We start from the raw sequence: 18,862 nt of genomic DNA, 5'->3' as shown, positions 1-18,862 counted from the left end.
CCATGAAGTACTCTACATTAGAAGTAAAACGAGAGGGCCATATTGCCCACGTAGTACTAAACCGCCCCGACGCAATGAACAGTATGATCCCAGAGTTTTGGACCGAATTGCCAGCGGCTATTCGTGAAATAGACGATGAAGGTAACGCCCGTGTCATTGTTATTTCATCAACGGGTAAGCATTTCTCTGCCGGTATGGACTTATCGGTGTTCCTGAATATGAAAGAAGACTTTAAGGGCGACCCGTCGCGCAGAGCAGAGCGTATGCGCCGTATGGTGATGTTGCTTCAAGATAGCTTTACCGCCATAGAGCAGGCACGTATGCCGGTTATTGGTGCCGTGCAGGGCGGGGCAATTGGTGGTGCAGTAGATTTGCTCAGTGCATGCGACATGCGCTATTGCACCCAAGACGCCTTTTTTACCATAAAAGAAACCCAGTTAGGTATGACGGCGGACGTAGGCACACTTCAGCGACTTCCAAAACTCATTCCCATTGGCATAGTTAAAGAACTGGCTTATACCGGGCGCAACTTTGGTGCCGCAGAAGCGCAGCAGCTTGGCTTTGTGAATCAGGTATTCGATGACCAAACTGCCATGCTAGACGCGGTAATGAAAATAGCTCAGCAGATTGCAATGAATTCGCCGTTAGCAGTTTCAGGTACTAAGACTATGATTAACTACGCGGTAGAACACACGGTGGCAGAGAGCTTGACCTATATGGCCACATGGCAAGCGGGCATGTTCCAAATGGAAGATGTGTTTAAAGCCATGGAAGCACAGAAAACTAAAACGCTGCCGGAATATCCGCCACTACACCCAGCCATTAAGAAAATGAGTTCGTAAGTTTATGTATGAAAGCGCGTTTCCTTTGAAGCAAATTGCTCATTGATGGCCCAATGATGATGTAGCATACATTAAGGCCGGCGCGCGACACGATTTCTATTACATAAACTAAGTAGCAAATTAAACTAAGTAAACACTTAGATAATGAGCGCTTCTACAACAGAAACGCATCAAATAAGAATATTTAAACAGGCTTTTTAACGGCTTTTACCAAGCCAAAACGACTTTCAGGAATGTATCATGAATCAGACCGTTACCGATCATCCCGTTTACCCTCATTTATTTCGTCCGTTAGATTTAGGCTTTACCACCCTTAAAAACCGCGTGCTAATGGGCTCTATGCACACGGGCCTAGAAGAATTACCCGACGGCCACAAACGTATGGCGGCATTTTATGGTGAACGTGCCAGAGGTGGCGTAGGGCTTATCGTTACAGGTGGTATTGGGCCAAATGAAGAAGGCGCGACCCATCCATCAACGTTTCGTTTAGACACAGACGAAGCAGTGAAAAACCATAAAGAAGTGACTGACGCGGTGCATATTGCGGGCGGCAAAATCTGTATGCAAATTCTGCACACGGGTCGCTATGCGTATAGCCCTAAGCTTGTTGCACCGTCTGCGGTTCAAGCGCCAATTAATCCGTTTAAGCCCAAAGCGCTAGAAGCTGACGAGATTGAAAAGCAAATTCAAGATTTCATTACCGCCGCAACCCAAGCCCAGCGCGCAGGCTACGATGGCGTTGAGATAATGGGTTCTGAGGGTTATTTCCTTAATCAGTTTATTGCTAAACGCACAAACCACCGCGACGATGAGTGGGGCGGCGAATACGAAAACCGAATCCGCCTGCCGATTGAAGTAGTACGCCGCGTGCGCGAGGCAGTAGGTAAGAACTTTATCATTATCTATCGTTTGTCGATGCTTGACCTTGTTGAAGGTGGCTCTACTTATGAAGAAGTCGTACAGCTTGGTAAAGAAATCGAAAAAGCGGGTGCCACTATTATCAACACCGGTATTGGCTGGCATGAGGCGCGTATCCCAACCATAGCAACCAAAGTACCCCGTGCGGCATTTACGTGGGTAACGGCTAAATTCCGCGAAGCACTTTCGATTCCGGTAATCACATCGAACCGTATCAACACCCCTGAAGTGGCTGAAGAAGTGTTGTCTCGCGGTGATGCTGACATGGTATCAATGGCCCGTCCGTTCTTGGCCGACCCTGACTTTGTGCGCAAGGCGCAGCAAAATAAAGCCGACGAAATCAATACCTGTATCGGCTGTAACCAAGCCTGTCTAGATCACGTATTTAACGGCAAAATGACCAGCTGTTTGGTAAACCCAAGAGCCTGCCACGAGCTTGAAATTAACGTAAAGCCAGCAGAGACTAAAAAGCGTGTAGCGGTTGTAGGCGCAGGTCCAGCGGGATTAGCAGCAGCAGTGACCTCTGCCCAGCGTGGTCACGACGTTGTGATTTATGACGCATCTAGCGAAATTGGTGGTCAATTTAATATCGCCAAACAAATTCCAGGCAAAGAGGAGTTTTACGAAACGCTGCGTTATTTCAAACGCCAGATCGAGCTTCATAAAAACATTACCCTTAAATTGAATACTTATGTTGATGCGGCTGCGCTAAACGACGAAGGTTTCGATGAAGTGATGATTGCTTCGGGCATCAAGCCGCGCACGCCAGCGATTGAAGGTATTGAGCACGAAAAAGTGCTGACTTATATCGAAGTGTTAAAAGAGAAAAAGCCTGTAGGGAATAAGGTGGCCATTATCGGTGCCGGTGGTATTGGTTTTGATACCGCTGAGTATTTGTCTCATGGCAAAGAAACGCCAAGCCAAGATATTCCTGCATTTATGAAAGAGTGGGGCATTGATATGACCTTCTCGGCACGTGCGGGAATTGAAGGCGTTAAGCCGCAGCCAGAGCCATCTCCAAGAGAAATTTTCCTACTACAGCGCAAGACCACAAAAGTTGGCGCGGGTTTAGGCAAGACAACGGGATGGGCACATAGAGTGGGTCTACTCGCTAAAGGCGTGACCATGATCCCAGGTGTAAGCTACGATAAAATTGATGACGAAGGGCTACATATTACGGTTGATGGTAACAGCCAAGTATTGCCGGTAGACAACATCATCATCTGTGCAGGCCAAGAGCCGATGCGTGATATCGTTGAAGGCTTAAACATGCCTTATCACTTAATTGGTGGTGCAGACGAAGCATTAGAGCTAGATGCAAAACGCGCCATCGACCAGGGTACGCGCGTGTGCGCTGCGGTTTAATCACCTAGCGCAAAAACACAGTTAGAAATATAAGTGCCTCACTAGGAGGTACTTAAGATTGATAATAAACCCCACTTTTTTCAGAGGGGTTTATTTTTTCCAGCCGCCGAAAACTGTAGTTTTTATGAAAATACCGAAACCACACCTGTTTTAGCCTGTTGAAGTTACCTAGACCTGCTATTATCGTTTTCTTTTTTCACTGAGATAAATATGACGTTCAGCAACACTCAAAACTTAGTCCAAGCCGTTAGCAATTCACCAGAGACTATCGAGTTTAACGATGTTATCGCGCTCGTTGATAGCGTGTTTGCTTTTACGCCAACCGCGTTCACCAATGGTGATGTAACAAACGAAGCTAACCAGAATAATGGCTCATGCAAACTGCTCGCACTGGGGCAGTACTTAAACCTAAATCAAGCTCAAACGCTGGCTTTGTTTGGACGATTCTATCGTGAAGACGTACTTAATAACCCTAGTGGTAACGACCACGCCAATATCCGCAACTTTATGAAGACAGGGCATGAAGGTGTGGCGTTTGAGACGTTTCCTTTAGTTGTAGTGAATGCTGATTAGTGGCTTTTTACAGCTAGAGCGCTTGCCCATTAGGGCATGCAAAGCATGACCTCAGTAATGCGCTAATTTGTTTATCGCCTAGCTTTAGACTGAAATAAGCGGTACGACGCTTCATCGCCTATTTTTTGTGAAAGTGACAACCCCAAGCTGATAAGCGAATTATCAGGCTGTCTCATTATGGCTTTTCTTAGTACGTTGAGTGCGCTTTTCGTTTGACCTACACTATCTAAAGCAAGGGCGTAAATATACCAATTTTGTGGGTTGTCAGGGTCAAGTTCTGTCGCTTTTTTGAAAAATGTAACTGCAGTTGCTTTATCCTGTTTACGAACATGCAGCATGCCTAACGAATAATGGATGAGCGCGCTATCAGGCAAATTGCTCATCCCATCAATGAGGGTTTGTTCTTCCAACTGAAGTTTATTTTGAGCGCGATACAACTCTGCCAAGTTGATATAGTTCGCCTCAAAGTATGGGTCAACAGTTAAACCTTGTTTAAGCAGATTTTCTGTTTGATGAATATTGCCGAGCTGATATTCAACCAGACTTTGATTGAGGTTACCTTCCCCCCGCCATTGATTTACGGTATTCGACAACCTAAGCTCTCCAAGCGCTTTCTTAAAGGTCTCTGTGTTTAAGCCCTGACCAAGCAAGTTATTAGCTGCAGTCACTCGAATGGCTTTATACTTATCATCAAGTAGATTAGCGTACGATTTCGTTCGTTCATTAGGAAGAAGGGCACGACCGGCTTGCGCCGCCCCCAGTCTTAGCAAAGGCTCTTCATGCAGAATAAATTTCCGTAAATCTTTATCAGTAAGTGCCTGGTTCGACGATGCCAACAAGCTCAGCGCAGTAGCCCGTTTTATAACTGGAAGAGACGACGAATGGGCAATACGCAGCACAGCTTGTTTACTATGAATATTACCCTGCATAAGAGAGATATAGTTTTCTTCTTGTTTGCTTAGTGTAGAGTCTTTGCCATACCAGTTGATTAGCTTTTCTGATGCCCAATCATTATCTTGGTCGTGACAGTTTAAACATGCGTTGGGTGCACCAGTAGTCGAAGAAACGTTGGGAGTTGGAATACTAAAGCTATGATCCCGCCGTGCATCTACACCCATATAGGTGCGCGTAGGCATGTGGCAGTTTACGCACTGATTTACATTTTCACTCCCCACATGCTTTGTATGCTTTTCACCTTCATAAGCCGATGCCGAGTGACACTGAAGGCACAAACCATTTCCCTCTATTTTGAGCTTCATAGAGTGTGGGTTGTGGCAGTCTATACAGTTAACACCAGCTTCATACATACGGCTTTGTAAAAAAGAGCCGTAAACATAAACCTCTTCACGTATTTGCCCATCAGCAAAATACAATGGTGAAATAAGAAGCGAGGGTGAGAACTGGTCTAGGAAAGGTTTTTTAGGGTCTATTCCATCAGAAAGTGAGGTGCGCAGAGAGTGACACGCATAGCATGTTTCCATGAACCGATTGTCTCGTTTTGCATGAATAAACTCGCCATCTTTTGGTTCATGCCAAGCGGCGATGGTGCTTCCACCTTTTAACAGCCACTTTCCAATTGCTTGTTGTTCATTAAGAGACAAATCGTGGGAAGTGAGCGATGGCCCATGATGCTTAACTTCTTCAACATGCATAACGTTGTCCTTTTTATTTGGTTCGCTGTCATTATCGCTTGTTGTATTTGCAGCATAATGCGATGCCATATCACCGTGGCAGGATGCGCACGACACATTGATTTCATCAAACTGGCTGTCGAACGTAAGCGTCTTAGTATCAAAATTGCGCTTTAATCCGCTTGAGTGGCAGTCTGCACACATACCATTCCAGTTTTGCATCGGTTGTTTCCAATGCAACCTGTCTTTAGGAGTAATATCCTCAGATGAATAATTGGGGTACCAACGTTGGCCGCCTTTTGATTCGTCTCTAGCATCCCAAGCAAAAGGAAAAACTTGAAGTTTACCTGCTTGTGTTTCGATGAGGTATTGCTGCAACGGAAAATGACCAAAAACATAAGTAATTGGATAGATATTCGTACTTCCTGCTTCCGTCAGTTCGGCAAAAAATTTATTTTCGTTTTTGAAAAAACGTGCCTTCTGCGTGAAGTGAGTTATAGAAACATTATCGAAATTGGCAAGCACGGTTTTATCATTAGCATGGGCCATTGCTTTCGCGTGGTCTGATTGTTGCCACAACGTAACCTGTTCCTGATGGCAGCTCACACAATTAGCATACTCTTGTGCGTGTAAACTTTTAACTAAACTAGATAGATAAATTATGCTGAAAAGAAAAACCAACCGTGGCATTACAACTGCTGTCTGAATATTTGTGAACTCTCTGAACTTTATCACAGGGGCACGAGCAGCGTTAAATAAAGTTTGCGCGCTAATTATCACGCTCAGTCAAAATCAATTCACTAGACTGGGGCATTATCGCAAAGTCAAACTGTCCTAAAACGTTCATTCCCAGTAAACCATCAGCATCGGGCAGGGCGTCTTCGGGGAGAACAATGGCAGATACATCATTAAACTCGTATCCAGCGAAATAAAAGCGCGGTATTTGTACCAGTGGGGCTTCGATAGTTCCCGATGCAGTTCTAACGTTGAAGTTGCCAATAAACGTGAGGTTTCGCATACGACCTAAACGCGCAAAGAGCCGCGATGATATTGCGGTGGTACTGGCACCCGTATCTAAAATCATGGTGGCTTTTTGATTGAGCGCCTTTGCTTCAAGGCGATATTGATCGCCAATGCGCTGCAAAGCTACGCGAGTTTGAAAACGCGCCGCCTCAGCTTTTGATGGCGCTGGTTCACTTTCGCCAAGCGTGTTATCTGCGTTGGCAACATCGCGCATTTCATAGGCTTTATTGCGAATGATATTAGCGTCTCTGTCGTTTAATGGAAGTGCAGCAAGCACGTCTTCCATTAACGTAAGCTTTTGCTGATAAGCGTAAGCTTCAGCCAAATTAAGGGTGTAGTGCCTAGCGTCAGGTATGCGTTGATACAGTGGCTCATTTAATCTGGCAACCAGTTCCCATTGTTCGTCTTGACTTAACTGCGTCTGGGCCTGTTGATACAAAGTGGCAATTCTTGCGTCGATAAATGAGAGAGTTTCAGATGAAAGAGGCAGTTCGGCCAAGTCGTAGTAGTGCACTATGGCCGTTGAGAGAGGCTTGGTTAACTCAATCAGTTCACCCTCTAGCAACAACAGAGATTCGTTGAGCGGGTCATATTTTAAAAGGTTTGTTAATTCAGAGGCGAGCAACGCGTATTGCTCGTTATTGAGTAGGGTAGTCAGTGAATCTAATTGACCTTGATTAACGAGTGGTGAAGAGGTGCGCAGATCGTCAAGTTCTTTGGGTGCCGTGTTAGCGCCTGTCATAGGTGAAAAGTTGGCGGGAGACCGTTCATTGTTGAAGGGCTCAGCTTTTTCGTTTACCTGAGTTTCATCCACCAACTGTACTTGGGTTTCTAGCTGCTTATCACTATCTAAACGGTGTTCATAACTGGCCTCTAGTGCATAAGCTTTATCATTGTGCTGCTTTAAACTAAGCCATAGGTAAACGTTTATGCCTAGCGACACAACAAGGAAGAGCGAAAGCACTATCGCTAGCCACGTTTTCATTGTGCCACACACGCCTTGCCGTATATGTCCACAAATTGTTTAGGCATTCGCTTTGGGGCACCAGTATCAAGGCTAACACACACGAATGTGGTCATAGCATCAAATACGGTTTTGCCTCGCTTTGGGCAGATAAATTGAAACTGGCGTTTCAAAGTAAGTTTGCTGTCGCAATGCACTATCCAGGTAGCGCATTCTAACGTATCTCCAAGATGTGTTGGCAGGTGGTAGTTTAGCTCGTGGCGCTTAATGACCATGCCACGGTTAAGCGATTGATAATCGGCAAACTGCAACCCAAGCGCGTTTGAATGGGCCCATGCTAGGCTTTCTAACTGCGACAGGTATGCCACATTATTAACGTGCTGATAGTGGTCGATGTGCGTTTCATCAATATGCCACTGCTGCACATAGGGAGTGTCTAACGTCCAATTAAGCGTTGGGGTGCTCAAATCTTTTCCTTACTCATATTTTTGCTTTGATCTACTCTGCTTCTTCACGTTCAGGCATTGTGCCTCATACCACAGGCAGGGGATTATCTTGAGGTAACGTTAAATCATCGCTTAGCAATAATTGCATTATCGCTTTTTCTCTCACCAATACGGGGTCAATAAAGCTCTGCACGTCACCTATCGCTTTAAACGCATCAAACCCTCGTTCCAAAAATTCATGCAGTGCGAGTAATCCTGCTAATTTAGCTGGACGACGAGAAAGTGAAATTAACATACCTATACCACGAATTTTTATCACGTCGGCGAGTTGATCGCCCAAATGGGAAATTATGTCGATTTGATGCTTTCTATCCTCAATTCTGCCCACACTTCGATAAGCAACGGCGTAGTTGTCCCGACTAATAGGTTCTCCAGGAAAGTGGGTTTGAAGATACTGTGCCATCGCCATGTCTAAATCGAACGACAATGCATTTAACGATAATGCATCATCCATGGCGTTCATGGCTTTATCGGGCAGTACTTTTGCGAGTTTTGGAATGACGCGCACTAAATCAGCGTCCCGTTGGCTAAAATCTTTTGGCCCGTACAATTCATCTACAAAAAAAGCCATGGCTTTTTGGTAACGTTTTTGCTGTGCTAAATCGTCGTGCGTGACCAGTAAGCGTTCGCATTGCCAGTGTTGCAATTGATGAATGATAGGCATTACACCCAACTGATTGGCTAAGTCACGAAGGGCATTAACCCGATGAATATGTTTAATTATCTCTTGCGCCAAATGACAAACTCCCTGTTGAGATAGTGTGGCTAATTCGTTGTTGTAAACCTAGATTGACCTAAGCAAGCGAGCCTTTCAAGTGAGAAGACAAAGTTTTACTGGTATACTCCACCGCCATTGATATAGCTCTGTTGTGTAGAATTTATTAGCCGCCATGAACATCGCAAGTCATCACGCATTGTTTGCCCAGATTGAAACTAAAAATACCGATACTAAAGGCTCAAACGTTGAAAGCCTAAAAAGTGAATATCCGGGCATGCACCGAGAAACGCCTACGGGGTCGGATCACTCAGAAGCAGACGTTGATGTACCTGTGTTAATCGCGTTGTTTAATTCGACATTTGAAGATTTTAATACGCGCTTGGTTTTAGGTGATAACGAACCTATTTACATCCCAGCAGACAGTGCAACGCCTTACCATCAAGTCGTGTTTGCTCATGGATTTTTTTCAAGCGCTTTACATGAAATTGCGCACTGGTGTATTGCGGGTGAAAAGCGTCGACTATTAGAAGATTACGGTTACTGGTATTGCCCAGATGGCCGCGATGCATCACAGCAAGCTGACTTCGAAAAAGTAGAAATTAAGCCCCAGGCCATTGAGTGGGCGTTTACAGAAGCAGCAGGAAGAAAGTTTCAGGTAAGCACGGATAACTTAAACGGCGCTGAGCCCGACAGAGAAGGTTTTACGCGAAACGTAGCCGCTCAGCTTGAACGCTATAAATCTGAGGGCTTTCCGCCTCGGGCTGAACAATTTATTAGTGCGCTGTCATCTACGTTTGGTAAAGGTAAGTCGTCTGGTTCATGTAGCAGCTTAATAAATAGCACGGTAACAGACACGTCAAAAAATGCGCTAACAGCAAATTGGGTGGCGGGATAGGAGTAGATGCCGAATGAATCATACTGATCTTAGCCAATCAACGTTTGATAACAAACCCAAATTCAAACTGGGTGTTGTGGTAAACCCCTTTGCTGGCATAGGCGGAGCACTCGCGCTTAAAGGCAGCGACGGTGCAGAAATTCGCGAAAAAGCACTGGCCATGGGAGCAGAGAAAAAAGCCAACGAAAAAATGGCGAAAGCCCTCAGTATTCTAGAAGCTTTATCTGGGCAATTTACCGTCGTGACAGCGTCGGGCGATATGGGGGAAACAATTTGTGAATCTCTAGGTATTCCTTATGAGGTAATCTATACGGCCGATGCCGTGCAAACCGAGGGCGAAGATTCAGAGCGTGCAGCTAAAGCAATGGTGGACGCCAACGTCGACTTACTGCTTTTTGCCGGCGGCGACGGCACAGCCCGTAATATCTGTAGCGTAGTTGGCACACAGGTGCCCGTGCTAGGTGTGCCTGCAGGTTGCAAAATTCACTCTGGCGTTTACTGCGTGTCGCCGTCAGCGGCAGGGCAGGTAGTAAGTCAGATGATCGCAGGCGAGCTTGTGAGTGAAATGGACGCCGAAGTACGTGATATTGACGAAAACGCGTTTCGCGAGGGCAAAGTTATTGCCAAACACTATGGTGAAATGCGCGTACCCGCAGAGCTCACTTACGTTCAAGCGGTAAAAATGGGCGGGAAAGAGGACGAGGCCTTAGTGCTTGACGACATTGCGGCTTATGTTGGTGAAATTATTGACGATGAGCCTGACACCTATTTTGTCATGGGGTCCGGCTCCACCGTAGGTGCGGTCATGGACTTTCTTGGCCTAGAAAATACCTTGTTGGGTGTGGATGTGGTTAAACAAGGTGAGCTAATCGCAAGTGACGTTACTGCGAGCGAACTGATTGCGCTGACTCATGACAAGCCCACCAAAGTCATTTTGACGGTTATCGGTGGTCAGGGCCACATATTAGGTCGCGGAAATCAGCAGCTTAGCCCTGCTTTTATCCGTCAAATTGGCAAGCAGAATATGCTCGTTGTTGCCACTAAACAAAAACTACAGGCATTAAACGGTAAGCCGCTTCGCTTAGACTCAAGCGATGCAACGCTAGACGCTGAACTTACAGGCGCGTTCACGGTTATCACTGGGTATAAAGATAAAGTGCTTTGCCAAGCTATTTAAAGACGTAGTTTGATACAACACGGCACATGTATAGCCATAAAAAATGAGTTTATCTCGAACTAAGATTTGATATTTAAAAACAGGAAGGAGTAAGACGTGTTACCACCTGCTGCAGCACCAGAAAGTGTCGTTAACGCCATCGCAGATATTGAGGCATCGCTTGATGACGTGGTAAATCACGGTAGTGATGACGAATTGTTTATAGCCAGCTACTTGCAAGGTCACTTTGCAGTAGAGGCTCGCCAGTTAGAAATGCAAGAAGATGCTACGGTTGCGATGCTTAATGATAAAATGCTCGAGAGCCTTAATAGCGCATTCGCCAACAACGAATTAGAAAGTGAAGACGCTAAACAAGTTAAAGCGCTTTGGGCACGGTTAGTCGCAATATAATTGCGACTTTCTTCTCTACTTTCCCCCAGCAATATTTCTTCGTTCGTCGTTTTTCCTCTCTTTTACAATCCGTTACAGTTTTCTGCATCATAACTCTTTATAAACTACCAAATTGATTTATGTTTAGTACTGGCGTAAAGCCGTTTTGTGGTGCCTGGCACATTTTGGTGTTCAGCACAGATAATAAGATTAAGGATGACGAAATGACTGTACTTAAGCATCTCACCAAGCGCTTAAAATTAAGTGTAGGTGTGCTGGCAGTAAGTAGTACGCTGGTTGGCTCAGCGTTTGCTAAAAACGATATCAATATCGACTACGAAAAGTTCACTACCGATAATGGGTTAACCGTAATTGTTCATGAAGACCGCAAGGCCCCAGTGGTTGCCGTTGCGGTTTGGTATAAAGTGGGTTCAAAAGACGAACCAAACGGCAAATCAGGGTTTGCGCACCTATTTGAACACTTAATGTTTAACGGCACGGAGAACTATGACGATGAATGGTTTGGACCGTTACAAGAAGCTGGGGCAACAGGATTAAACGGTACCACAAACTTTGACCGTACTAACTATTTCCAAACGGTTCCGACACCTGCACTTGATCGTATTCTCTGGATGGAATCTGATCGCATGGGGCACTTGTTAGGTGCGGTAACACAAGAGAAATTAGACGAACAGCGTGGCGTTGTACAAAATGAAAAACGTCAGGGCGAAGACCAGCCATACGGAAGCGTATTCACGCATATTTTTGAAGGCTTATTTCCCATAGGGCATCCTTACCATCATACGGTGATTGGCTCGATGGAAGATCTTAACTCCGCATCGTTAGACGACGTTAAAGGCTGGTTTAACCAATATTACGGACCGAATAACGCAATACTGGTGCTAAGTGGCGATATTAACGCAGAAGAAGCCAAACCTCTGGTTAACAAGTACTTCGCTGACATTGAGCCAGGCCCAGCACTGTCTAAATGGGAAGCATGGGTACCCAAGCGCAGTGCAAATACCCGAGAGGTGATTCAAGACAAGGTGCCACAATCGCGCATTTACCGCCTTTGGGTTTCACCTGAAAATACCTCTTCAACCGCAACAGACTTGTTCATTGCCGCGAGTGTTATGGGCGATGGTAAAAACTCACGCCTTTACAAAGAACTGGTGTACGACCAACAAATTGCTACCAATGCCTCGGTGTTTAACTACGAGCTACAAATGGCGTCTATTTTTGGTGTGACGGTTGACGTAAAAGATGGCGTTGACGTTGCGACAGTGGAAAAAGAAATAGATAAAGTCATTAGCGAGTTTTTGCGTAAAGGTCCAAGCAAAGACGAAGTTAAATTGGTGTCGACTAAGCGACGTGCTTCAATTATTCGCGGGCTTGAAGAGGTTGGGGGCTTTGGCGGTAAAGCCGATACGCTTGCTAGTGGTGAGTTCATTGCTGGCGACCCTAACTACTTCAAAACTGAATTGAGTGAGCTAGGACAGTCTACTCCTAAAGGGGTTAAAGCGGCTGCGAATAAATGGCTAAAAGAAGGGTGGCATCAAATCACGGTTGTTCCGTTTATTGAGCACACAGCATCTACCGAAGGCGTTGACCGCAGCTCTGGCTTGCCTTCAATCGATGCAGAGACTCAACTGAGTTTTCCTGAGGTGACAGAAACTACGCTCTCAAACGGTGTAAAGGTAGTATTTGCAAAACGCTCTACGGTTCCATTGGTGAATGTTGCGGTGCAATTCGACGCAGGTTACGCTGCTGATGCGGGTGGCAAGTTAGGACTTGCGAGCTTCACCACACAGATGCTAGACGAAGGCGCGGGAAAATATGATGCGCTAGAACTTGCGGCAGAGCTTGAGCAGTTAGGTACTGATTTAAACGCCGGCTCAAACCTGGATACGACTACAGTTAGCATGTCAATGTTAACGGAAAACATGGAGCCTTCTTTGGCGCTAATGGGTGATATCTTGAAATCACCAACGTTCAAAAAGGAAGAGATTGAACGTCAACGAGCGCTTATATTAAGTAATATTGCACAGCAAAAAACACGCCCTGTAAGTATTGCGCTTACGTTACTTCCGCCTCTTATTTATGGTGAAGGCCATGCGTACGGTATTCCGTTTACCGGTACCGGAACTGAACAAGACGTACAAGCGATTACGCGAGATGACCTTGTTAACTTTAAAAATATGTGGCTACGCCCAGACAATGCGACAATTTTTGTTGTTGGTGACACCACTTTAGGTGCCATTAAACCCATGCTTGAGAAAGAGTTTGGCAAATGGAAGGTAGAAGGTAGCAAAGGTGCGAAGCAAATTGCTGAAGCGTCAATGCCTGAGCAAGGCCAAGCGATTATTATCGACCGCCCTGGTGCACAACAGTCACTTATTCTGGCTGCACATTTAGCGCCACCAACAGGGGCTGACAATAATATTGCAATTAATGCCATGAATTTAACCTTAGGTGGTGCTTTTACTGCTCGCGTTAATATGAATCTACGTGAAGATAAAAGCTGGTCCTATGGCGCGTATACCTTCCTGCAAGATGCTAGGGGACAGCGCCCGTTTATGGTTTATGCGCCGGTGCAGACCGATAAAACAGGTCCATCACTGCTTGAGCTTAAGAAAGAGCTTAACGCTTACTTAGGTGAAAAGCCGCCAATGGCGAATGAACTTGAAAGGGCGCGGTTAGACGAAGTTCGCTCTTTGCCAGGTCAATTTGAGACGGCTAACGCGGTATTGTATAGCTTGCTGTCGAGTGAAAGATTTAACAGACAATATAACTACCCAGAGTCTTTGGTCGAGAAATACAACAGCTTGTCTTTAGACGATTTGAGTAACGCGGCGAAAGAAGTGCTGCACCCAGAGAAATTAACCTGGATAATCATCGGAGATGCCGAGAAGATTAAAGCAGAAGTTGAAGCTGCCGAGCTTGGACCGGTTAGCGTACAAAGCATGAACTCGCTATGATGGTGTGAGTTTTAAATGAATAAAGGGCCGAAATTTTTTTCGGCCCTTTTCTTTAATTGCTATTCACTGAATTCATCGAAAGCACGCAAGGCATCTGCCGCGTACATAAACGAGGGGCCCCCGCCCATATAGACAGACATTCCGCATACTTCTTCTATCTCTTCTCGCGTCGCACCTAACTGAACTAACGCTTTTGCATGAAAGCCTATACACCCATCACAACGCGTCGCGATACCAATAGCAAGCGCAATGAGTTCTTTCGTTTTTTTATCTAATGCACCGTCTGCTGTTGCCGCTTTTGCCATATCAGAGAAACCCTTCATAACATCTGGGACCCCTTTTTTAACTTCAGCTAGGTACGGATTTAAGCTTGCAGTAATTTGTTTGTATGATTTGGTCATCGAACGCTCCTATTAAAATTTAATTGGCTCATCAATTGCTGATATATTTTGTAAGCTAATAAATGAATGGATATATCCTGCCTCGAGTTAATCATAGAGGATAATGCTTAAGACAATATGATGCAGGTCAAAAAGTCACCTCTTTTATGTGACAAATGCGTCTTTTGTAGAATAGATTGCAATAGCAAGATGTTTTAAGGTGAACAAAGTTTAATTTATCGTCTCGATTCTTACTTTGAAGAATATCACCTCTGCGAATCTATCATGCCTCGTACTTTCTCCAGTACGCGTGTTTGCAATTGCTCTTCTTAGTCTTTTTTACACTTCTTTTTCTTGGGCAACAGGCTCAGATAAGCTTATGAATGAATATTCGGTGGAGCTATTAACCGCTGATGACGGCTTTGTTTCCTCAGAAATTTATTCCATTATCCAAGACCGCCAAGGGTTTTTATGGTTTGGTACTGCTGAAAATGGCGTAATGCGCTACGACGGTCGGAAAGTCACACTGTTTGAATCTGATAGTGAACATGGTCAAGGGCTTTCTCATAATGACGCCGGTAACCTGATGCTGGACGCAGAAGGGAATATTTGGGTGGGTACTTGGGGCGGCGGCGTAAACAAGTATGACCCTCGAACCGGCATCTATTCACACTACTTAAATGATCCGAATGACTCACGCTCGCTTTCTTCAAACCGCATTCAATCGCTCTTCCACGATAAAACGGGCCAAATTTGGCTAGGTTCGTATGACCAAGGTTTAAATCGTTTTCTGGGAAATGGGGAGTTCGAAAGGGTTCAAAAGAAAAACAATGAGGACCACAGTCTGTCTCATAATCGCATTTGGGACATTATGGATAATAATGATAACAGCCTGTGGGTAGCCACCAGTTTTGGCTTGAACTTGCTAGACAAAAGAACTCTCACCGCCAAACACTTCTTTCCCGACCCTGATAATCGTACTGCGACAGGAGCCAATGAAATACGTAGCTTGCTGCGTACGTCGTCAAGTCAATTCTATGTGGCGACTCAGGAAGGCCCTTTTCTTTTCTTTCCAAGTTCAGGCGTGTTCCTTGCACAAACTACGCGAGACGGCAAAGCATTAGGCCAAGTGAACTCAATGATTGAAGATCACGAAGGGTGTATTTGGTTTGTGACCACCACGGGTCTTTATAGACATACAGGTGAGGGAAATTACGTAGAGAAGATGGACTTCGGCAATGACAACGGGCTTCGCATAATATATGAAGACCACACTAAAACTAAATGGGTAACCAGTGAAGTTCACGGCATATTTAAACTATCTCCTCGCCGTAAAATCAAGCAGATCAACAGTGACTCATTAGTTTCACCCAGTGGCATTGAGATAGATACCTTCAAAAATAGTGGCGATGTATTGATTGCTACAGCAAATGCTGAAATTTATACATGGAAAGTGAAAGAGCAAATACTCCAAAAGGAATTTGACTCGGTATTTAAAGAAGAAAGTGAATATTCAAATAGGGGAGTTATAGAACGACCTATTATTGTCCCCGATAAACACGGCAATATTTGGGTGGCACAAGACAACTTTATTACACATGTTAACAGAAAGAATGGAAATGTAAGTCGCTTAGAATATCCCCGAGAAGACAGCAAATATCGCCAGTTCAGAGAATTCAGAGCGTTAGCGTTAGATAACGAAGGCAATGTATGGATAGGTACCTACAAGCATGGTGTTTATATATACAACGTGCAATCTGGCGCCTTTAGACATCTTTCAACGACTGACGGTTTAGCTCACCCAGAGATTCACGCCATTGTTAATGACTCTCAAGGAAATATGTGGATTGGCACTGGAAGCGGCGTAAATTTATGGTCCATTCAGGACAATACTTTCACTCAGATTGAGTATAATGAAGATCACAATGCAGGTCTGTTGGGCAGCATCGTCGAAGATATTCATGAGACCAAAAACGGCCAAATTTGGATTGCAACCCAACGGGGGTTGAACCTTTATAAGCCTGAATCGAAATCCTTTGATTGGTTTGGGGAGCAGAAAGGGTTGCCCGCTACCTTAGTAAGAGCGATTGCAGACGGCGACGAGGGCCAGCTTTGGCTTACCACGAATAAAGGGATCTTTCTTTTTAATCCGGCTACTGAAAGTGCCATTAATTACACTAGCACTGCAGGGGCTGTAAGTCAGAACTTCTATTCAAACAGTTTACTTAGCGCCGCTAACAACACGTTCTTTACCAGTAGCCAGCGAGGTATTGAATATTTTGAGTATGTGTCAGGACAGTCTGAGTTAGTCGATTCTAAAATTGTGCTAACTGGGTTCAATAAAATGGGCGAAGCAGTAAGCCTTGATAAGCCACTATCCTACGTAACGGATATCAGTCTTTCCTACGAAGACTATTTCTTCTCAATAGAATTTGCTCTTCTAGACTTCTCTGATCCCAAGCGTTCGCATTTTTCCTACAAATTAGAAGGGTACGATGAACAGTGGATTGATATCGGAAATCACAACAACGTTTCATTTACTAACCTAAATGGTGGCACCTATACATTTCTGGTCAAAGCAATGAAGCCCAATGGTGAATGGGGCAGTGAAGTCATGTCGGTTAATTTGCATGTAGCAGCAGCTCCTTGGAAAACATGGTGGGCATACAGCATTTACATTGCGTTTTTACTCGGCATTGTTCTGTTGATCATTTACTTAAGAACCCACTTACAGCAAACAGAAATTACCAAGCAGAAGCGCTTTGTTCAGGCGCTAGAGCAACAAGTTTCAGAAAAAACAGCCTCGTTGAAAGCACAGGCCAACGATTTGAAAAAGGCGCTGGAACAAGCCGAAGAAGCAACCAAGTTGAAGTCTGAATTCCTTGCAAATATGAGCCATGAAATTAGAACGCCAATGAACGGCGTGATAGGGATGCTGGGTCTGCTTAAGAAAAGCAACCTAACTACTGAGCAATCACAGCGTGTCAACATCGCAAGCTCAAGCGCTAATTCTCTACTGGCCCTGATTAATGATATTTTGGATTTCTCTAAAATAGAAGCGGATAAACTCGAGATTGAGTCCGTTGAATTTGATGTAAGGGAATTGATTGAGAACATTGCTCAATCGGTTGCGCATTTAGCGCAAGAAAAAGGGCTGGATGTTGTTGTAGATTTGTCAAAGGTCAGTGAGTCGAAAATAAACTCAGACCCCAGCCGAATTCAACAAATCCTCACAAACCTTTTAAGCAACGCCGTTAAATTTACCGAGCAAGGAGAGCTCTCTGTCACGGCAGAATTGCTTCCTACTAACAATCAGAATACTGCGCTTATGCACATTGCGGTGGCAGATACGGGCATTGGTATTCCCGCGTCAAAACTACCTCACTTGTTCGATGCGTTTACACAGGTCGACGCTTCTACAACTAGACGCTATGGCGGAACAGGGCTCGGGTTGAGCATTACCAAAAAGCTATGCCAATTGTTAGGAGGAGACATAAGTGTTACCACCGAGCTTGGCAAAGGCAGCCGTTTTGATGTGACATGCGAAATTCGCTACGCCGAGCAACGCAACGCTGTGCGCCCTCAGCTTGCTAAACAAGACATGTGTTGCCTGATTATTGACGACAATGCTTCAACAAGACGTGCCATGCAAAGCCAGCTGAAACTTTGGGGAGTGCTTACGCTGACCGCATCTTCGATTGAGGAAGCGATTAGCTTATATTTGAAAGACAGCGAGCAAGAGATACCGGCAATACCCATTGATGTTGTATTTCTGGAGAAAGCAGAAGAGGAGGAGTTTTCACAACACTTCGGCCAGATACTTTTAAATAACCCCAGAACAAAACATACGCGTTTGGTATTAATGACACAGCTAAGCGACATGGAGAGCTCTGTTGTCTATGGCGGAGTAGACGTTGATGAGAGTCTTCCTAAGCCACTGACCTCTTCAGATTTAATTCGAATTGTAGAGGAATCAGTAAATACATCTGACTATGAAGCTATACCACGCTTTAAAAAACGGGAGGATGATCCGGTTCATATTATCGAAGGCAACACTCAGCATGTGCAATCACCTGAAGAAAACGCAAAATACACCTCTGATGATAATGCTTATCGAATCTTGTTAGTAGAAGACAATGCCATTAATCAAATAGTGGCCACCAATGTTCTAGAAAGCGAAGGGTATGTGGTTGACGTTGCCAACAACGGTGTAGAAGCGTTAGAACTGTTAAAAAGCAGCAAGCTAAAGGCGCATTACAGCGCAATTGTCATGGATTGCCAAATGCCGGAAATGGACGGGTTCGAAGCAACCAAGCTTATTCGCTATGGTGCAGCCGGCGACGTTTACAAACGTGTACCCATCATAGCGATGACGGCGAATGCAATGCAGGGCGACAAAGATATGTGTATGAAAGCCGGTATGGATGATTTCCTTACCAAACCCATAGAGCACAATAAAGTAACTTCAACATTACAGCACTGGCTCAACAAAGTTAACTAGACCCTCGCCAACGGGGAAATAA

At 44.9% G+C, this 18,862-nt stretch carries 13 protein-coding genes; 8 read left to right on the top strand and 5 right to left on the bottom strand.

All coding sequences use genetic code 11. From position 1 onward, the window contains the following. Positions 1-2: 2 nt before the first annotated feature. The 3 genes from F0261_RS08450 to F0261_RS08440 all read left to right on the top strand — a co-directional run bounded on the left by F0261_RS08450 (position 3) and on the right by F0261_RS08440 (position 3,698). Positions 3-842 (top strand): crotonase/enoyl-CoA hydratase family protein, encoded by an 840-nt coding sequence (locus tag F0261_RS08450; RefSeq protein WP_171337682.1) that lies wholly within the window; start codon positions 3-5, stop codon positions 840-842. A gap of 240 nt (positions 843-1,082) precedes the next feature. Further along, a complete protein-coding gene (locus tag F0261_RS08445) occupies positions 1,083-3,125 on the top strand; it encodes an NADPH-dependent 2,4-dienoyl-CoA reductase (protein WP_171337680.1) in 2,043 nt (680 codons plus the stop codon). A gap of 210 nt (positions 3,126-3,335) precedes the next feature. Then, positions 3,336-3,698, top strand: coding sequence for a HopJ type III effector protein (locus tag F0261_RS08440; RefSeq protein ID WP_014979701.1), 363 nt, complete (start codon positions 3,336-3,338; stop codon positions 3,696-3,698). A gap of 71 nt (positions 3,699-3,769) precedes the next feature. Here F0261_RS08440 and F0261_RS08435 read toward each other — a convergent pair whose 3' ends face one another. From F0261_RS08435 to F0261_RS08420, 4 genes are all read right to left on the bottom strand, one after another. Further along, positions 3,770-6,019, bottom strand: a complete 2,250-nt coding sequence (locus F0261_RS08435) for an ammonia-forming cytochrome c nitrite reductase subunit c552 (RefSeq protein WP_301338805.1) — start codon at positions 6,017-6,019, stop codon at positions 3,770-3,772. A gap of 79 nt (positions 6,020-6,098) precedes the next feature. Beyond that, positions 6,099-7,337 (bottom strand): TIGR02281 family clan AA aspartic protease, encoded by a 1,239-nt coding sequence (locus tag F0261_RS08430; protein ID WP_171337676.1) that lies wholly within the window; start codon positions 7,335-7,337, stop codon positions 6,099-6,101. Beyond that, on the bottom strand, positions 7,334-7,783 hold the full coding sequence (locus tag F0261_RS08425; RefSeq protein ID WP_171337674.1) for a thioesterase family protein: 450 nt from the start codon (positions 7,781-7,783) through the stop codon (positions 7,334-7,336). Before F0261_RS08425 ends, F0261_RS08430 begins: the two co-directional genes overlap by 4 nt. Positions 7,784-7,847: 64 nt before the next feature. Continuing rightward, entirely contained in the window at positions 7,848-8,558 is a 711-nt protein-coding gene (locus F0261_RS08420) for a hypothetical protein (protein ID WP_014979697.1), read from the bottom strand. 154 nt (positions 8,559-8,712) lie between these two features. Between F0261_RS08420 and F0261_RS08415 the strand changes: the two genes are divergently transcribed. The 4 genes from F0261_RS08415 to F0261_RS08400 all read left to right on the top strand — a co-directional run bounded on the left by F0261_RS08415 (position 8,713) and on the right by F0261_RS08400 (position 13,959). Continuing rightward, positions 8,713-9,435 (top strand): elongation factor P hydroxylase, encoded by a 723-nt coding sequence (locus tag F0261_RS08415; RefSeq protein ID WP_301338804.1) that lies wholly within the window; start codon positions 8,713-8,715, stop codon positions 9,433-9,435. A 13-nt stretch (positions 9,436-9,448) separates the two neighbouring features. Further along, the gene (locus F0261_RS08410; RefSeq protein ID WP_171337672.1) at positions 9,449-10,612 is read left to right on the top strand and encodes an ATP-NAD kinase family protein; all 1,164 of its coding nucleotides are present in this window, start codon (positions 9,449-9,451) and stop codon (positions 10,610-10,612) included. 96 nt (positions 10,613-10,708) lie between these two features. Then, positions 10,709-11,002: a YfcL family protein gene (locus F0261_RS08405; protein ID WP_014949976.1), complete on the top strand. Its 294-nt coding sequence runs from the start codon at positions 10,709-10,711 to the stop codon at positions 11,000-11,002. Positions 11,003-11,205: 203 nt separating this feature from the next. Continuing rightward, on the top strand, positions 11,206-13,959 hold the full coding sequence (locus F0261_RS08400) for a pitrilysin family protein (protein WP_171337670.1): 2,754 nt from the start codon (positions 11,206-11,208) through the stop codon (positions 13,957-13,959). A gap of 59 nt (positions 13,960-14,018) precedes the next feature. On the opposite strand, the gene F0261_RS08395 is transcribed toward F0261_RS08400, so the two are convergent. Continuing rightward, the gene (locus F0261_RS08395) at positions 14,019-14,360 is read right to left on the bottom strand and encodes a carboxymuconolactone decarboxylase family protein (protein ID WP_171337668.1); all 342 of its coding nucleotides are present in this window, start codon (positions 14,358-14,360) and stop codon (positions 14,019-14,021) included. A gap of 358 nt (positions 14,361-14,718) precedes the next feature. Here F0261_RS08395 and F0261_RS08390 point away from each other — a divergent pair, with 358 nt between their 5' ends. Then, positions 14,719-18,840 carry a hybrid sensor histidine kinase/response regulator gene (locus F0261_RS08390; protein WP_171337667.1) on the top strand — a complete coding sequence of 1,374 codons (4,122 nt, stop codon included), beginning with the start codon at positions 14,719-14,721 and terminating at the stop codon, positions 18,838-18,840. The last annotated feature ends 22 nt before the right edge of the window (positions 18,841-18,862 follow it).

Source organism: Alteromonas sp. 07-89-2 (genome assembly GCF_013113925.1).
Lineage (GTDB): Bacteria > Pseudomonadota > Gammaproteobacteria > Enterobacterales > Alteromonadaceae > Alteromonas > Alteromonas macleodii.
This window is presented reverse-complemented; position numbering and strand designations above follow the sequence as displayed.

Bases quoted from the DNA above. Each gene is read 5' to 3' on its own strand.
- F0261_RS08450 (WP_171337682.1), top strand. From the start codon at position 3: ATGAAGTACTCTACATTAGAAGTAAAACGAGAGGGCCATATTGCCCAC.
- F0261_RS08445 (WP_171337680.1), top strand. From the start codon at position 1,083: ATGAATCAGACCGTTACCGATCATCCCGTTTACCCTCATTTATTTCGT.
- F0261_RS08440 (WP_014979701.1), top strand. From the start codon at position 3,336: ATGACGTTCAGCAACACTCAAAACTTAGTCCAAGCCGTTAGCAATTCA.
- F0261_RS08435 (WP_301338805.1), bottom strand. From the start codon at position 6,019: ATGCCACGGTTGGTTTTTCTTTTCAGCATAATTTATCTATCTAGTTTA.
- F0261_RS08430 (WP_171337676.1), bottom strand. From the start codon at position 7,337: ATGAAAACGTGGCTAGCGATAGTGCTTTCGCTCTTCCTTGTTGTGTCG.
- F0261_RS08415 (WP_301338804.1), top strand. From the start codon at position 8,713: ATGAACATCGCAAGTCATCACGCATTGTTTGCCCAGATTGAAACTAAA.
- F0261_RS08410 (WP_171337672.1), top strand. From the start codon at position 9,449: ATGAATCATACTGATCTTAGCCAATCAACGTTTGATAACAAACCCAAA.
- F0261_RS08400 (WP_171337670.1), top strand. From the start codon at position 11,206: ATGACTGTACTTAAGCATCTCACCAAGCGCTTAAAATTAAGTGTAGGT.
- F0261_RS08395 (WP_171337668.1), bottom strand. From the start codon at position 14,360: ATGACCAAATCATACAAACAAATTACTGCAAGCTTAAATCCGTACCTA.
- F0261_RS08390 (WP_171337667.1), top strand. From the start codon at position 14,719: ATGAATGAATATTCGGTGGAGCTATTAACCGCTGATGACGGCTTTGTT.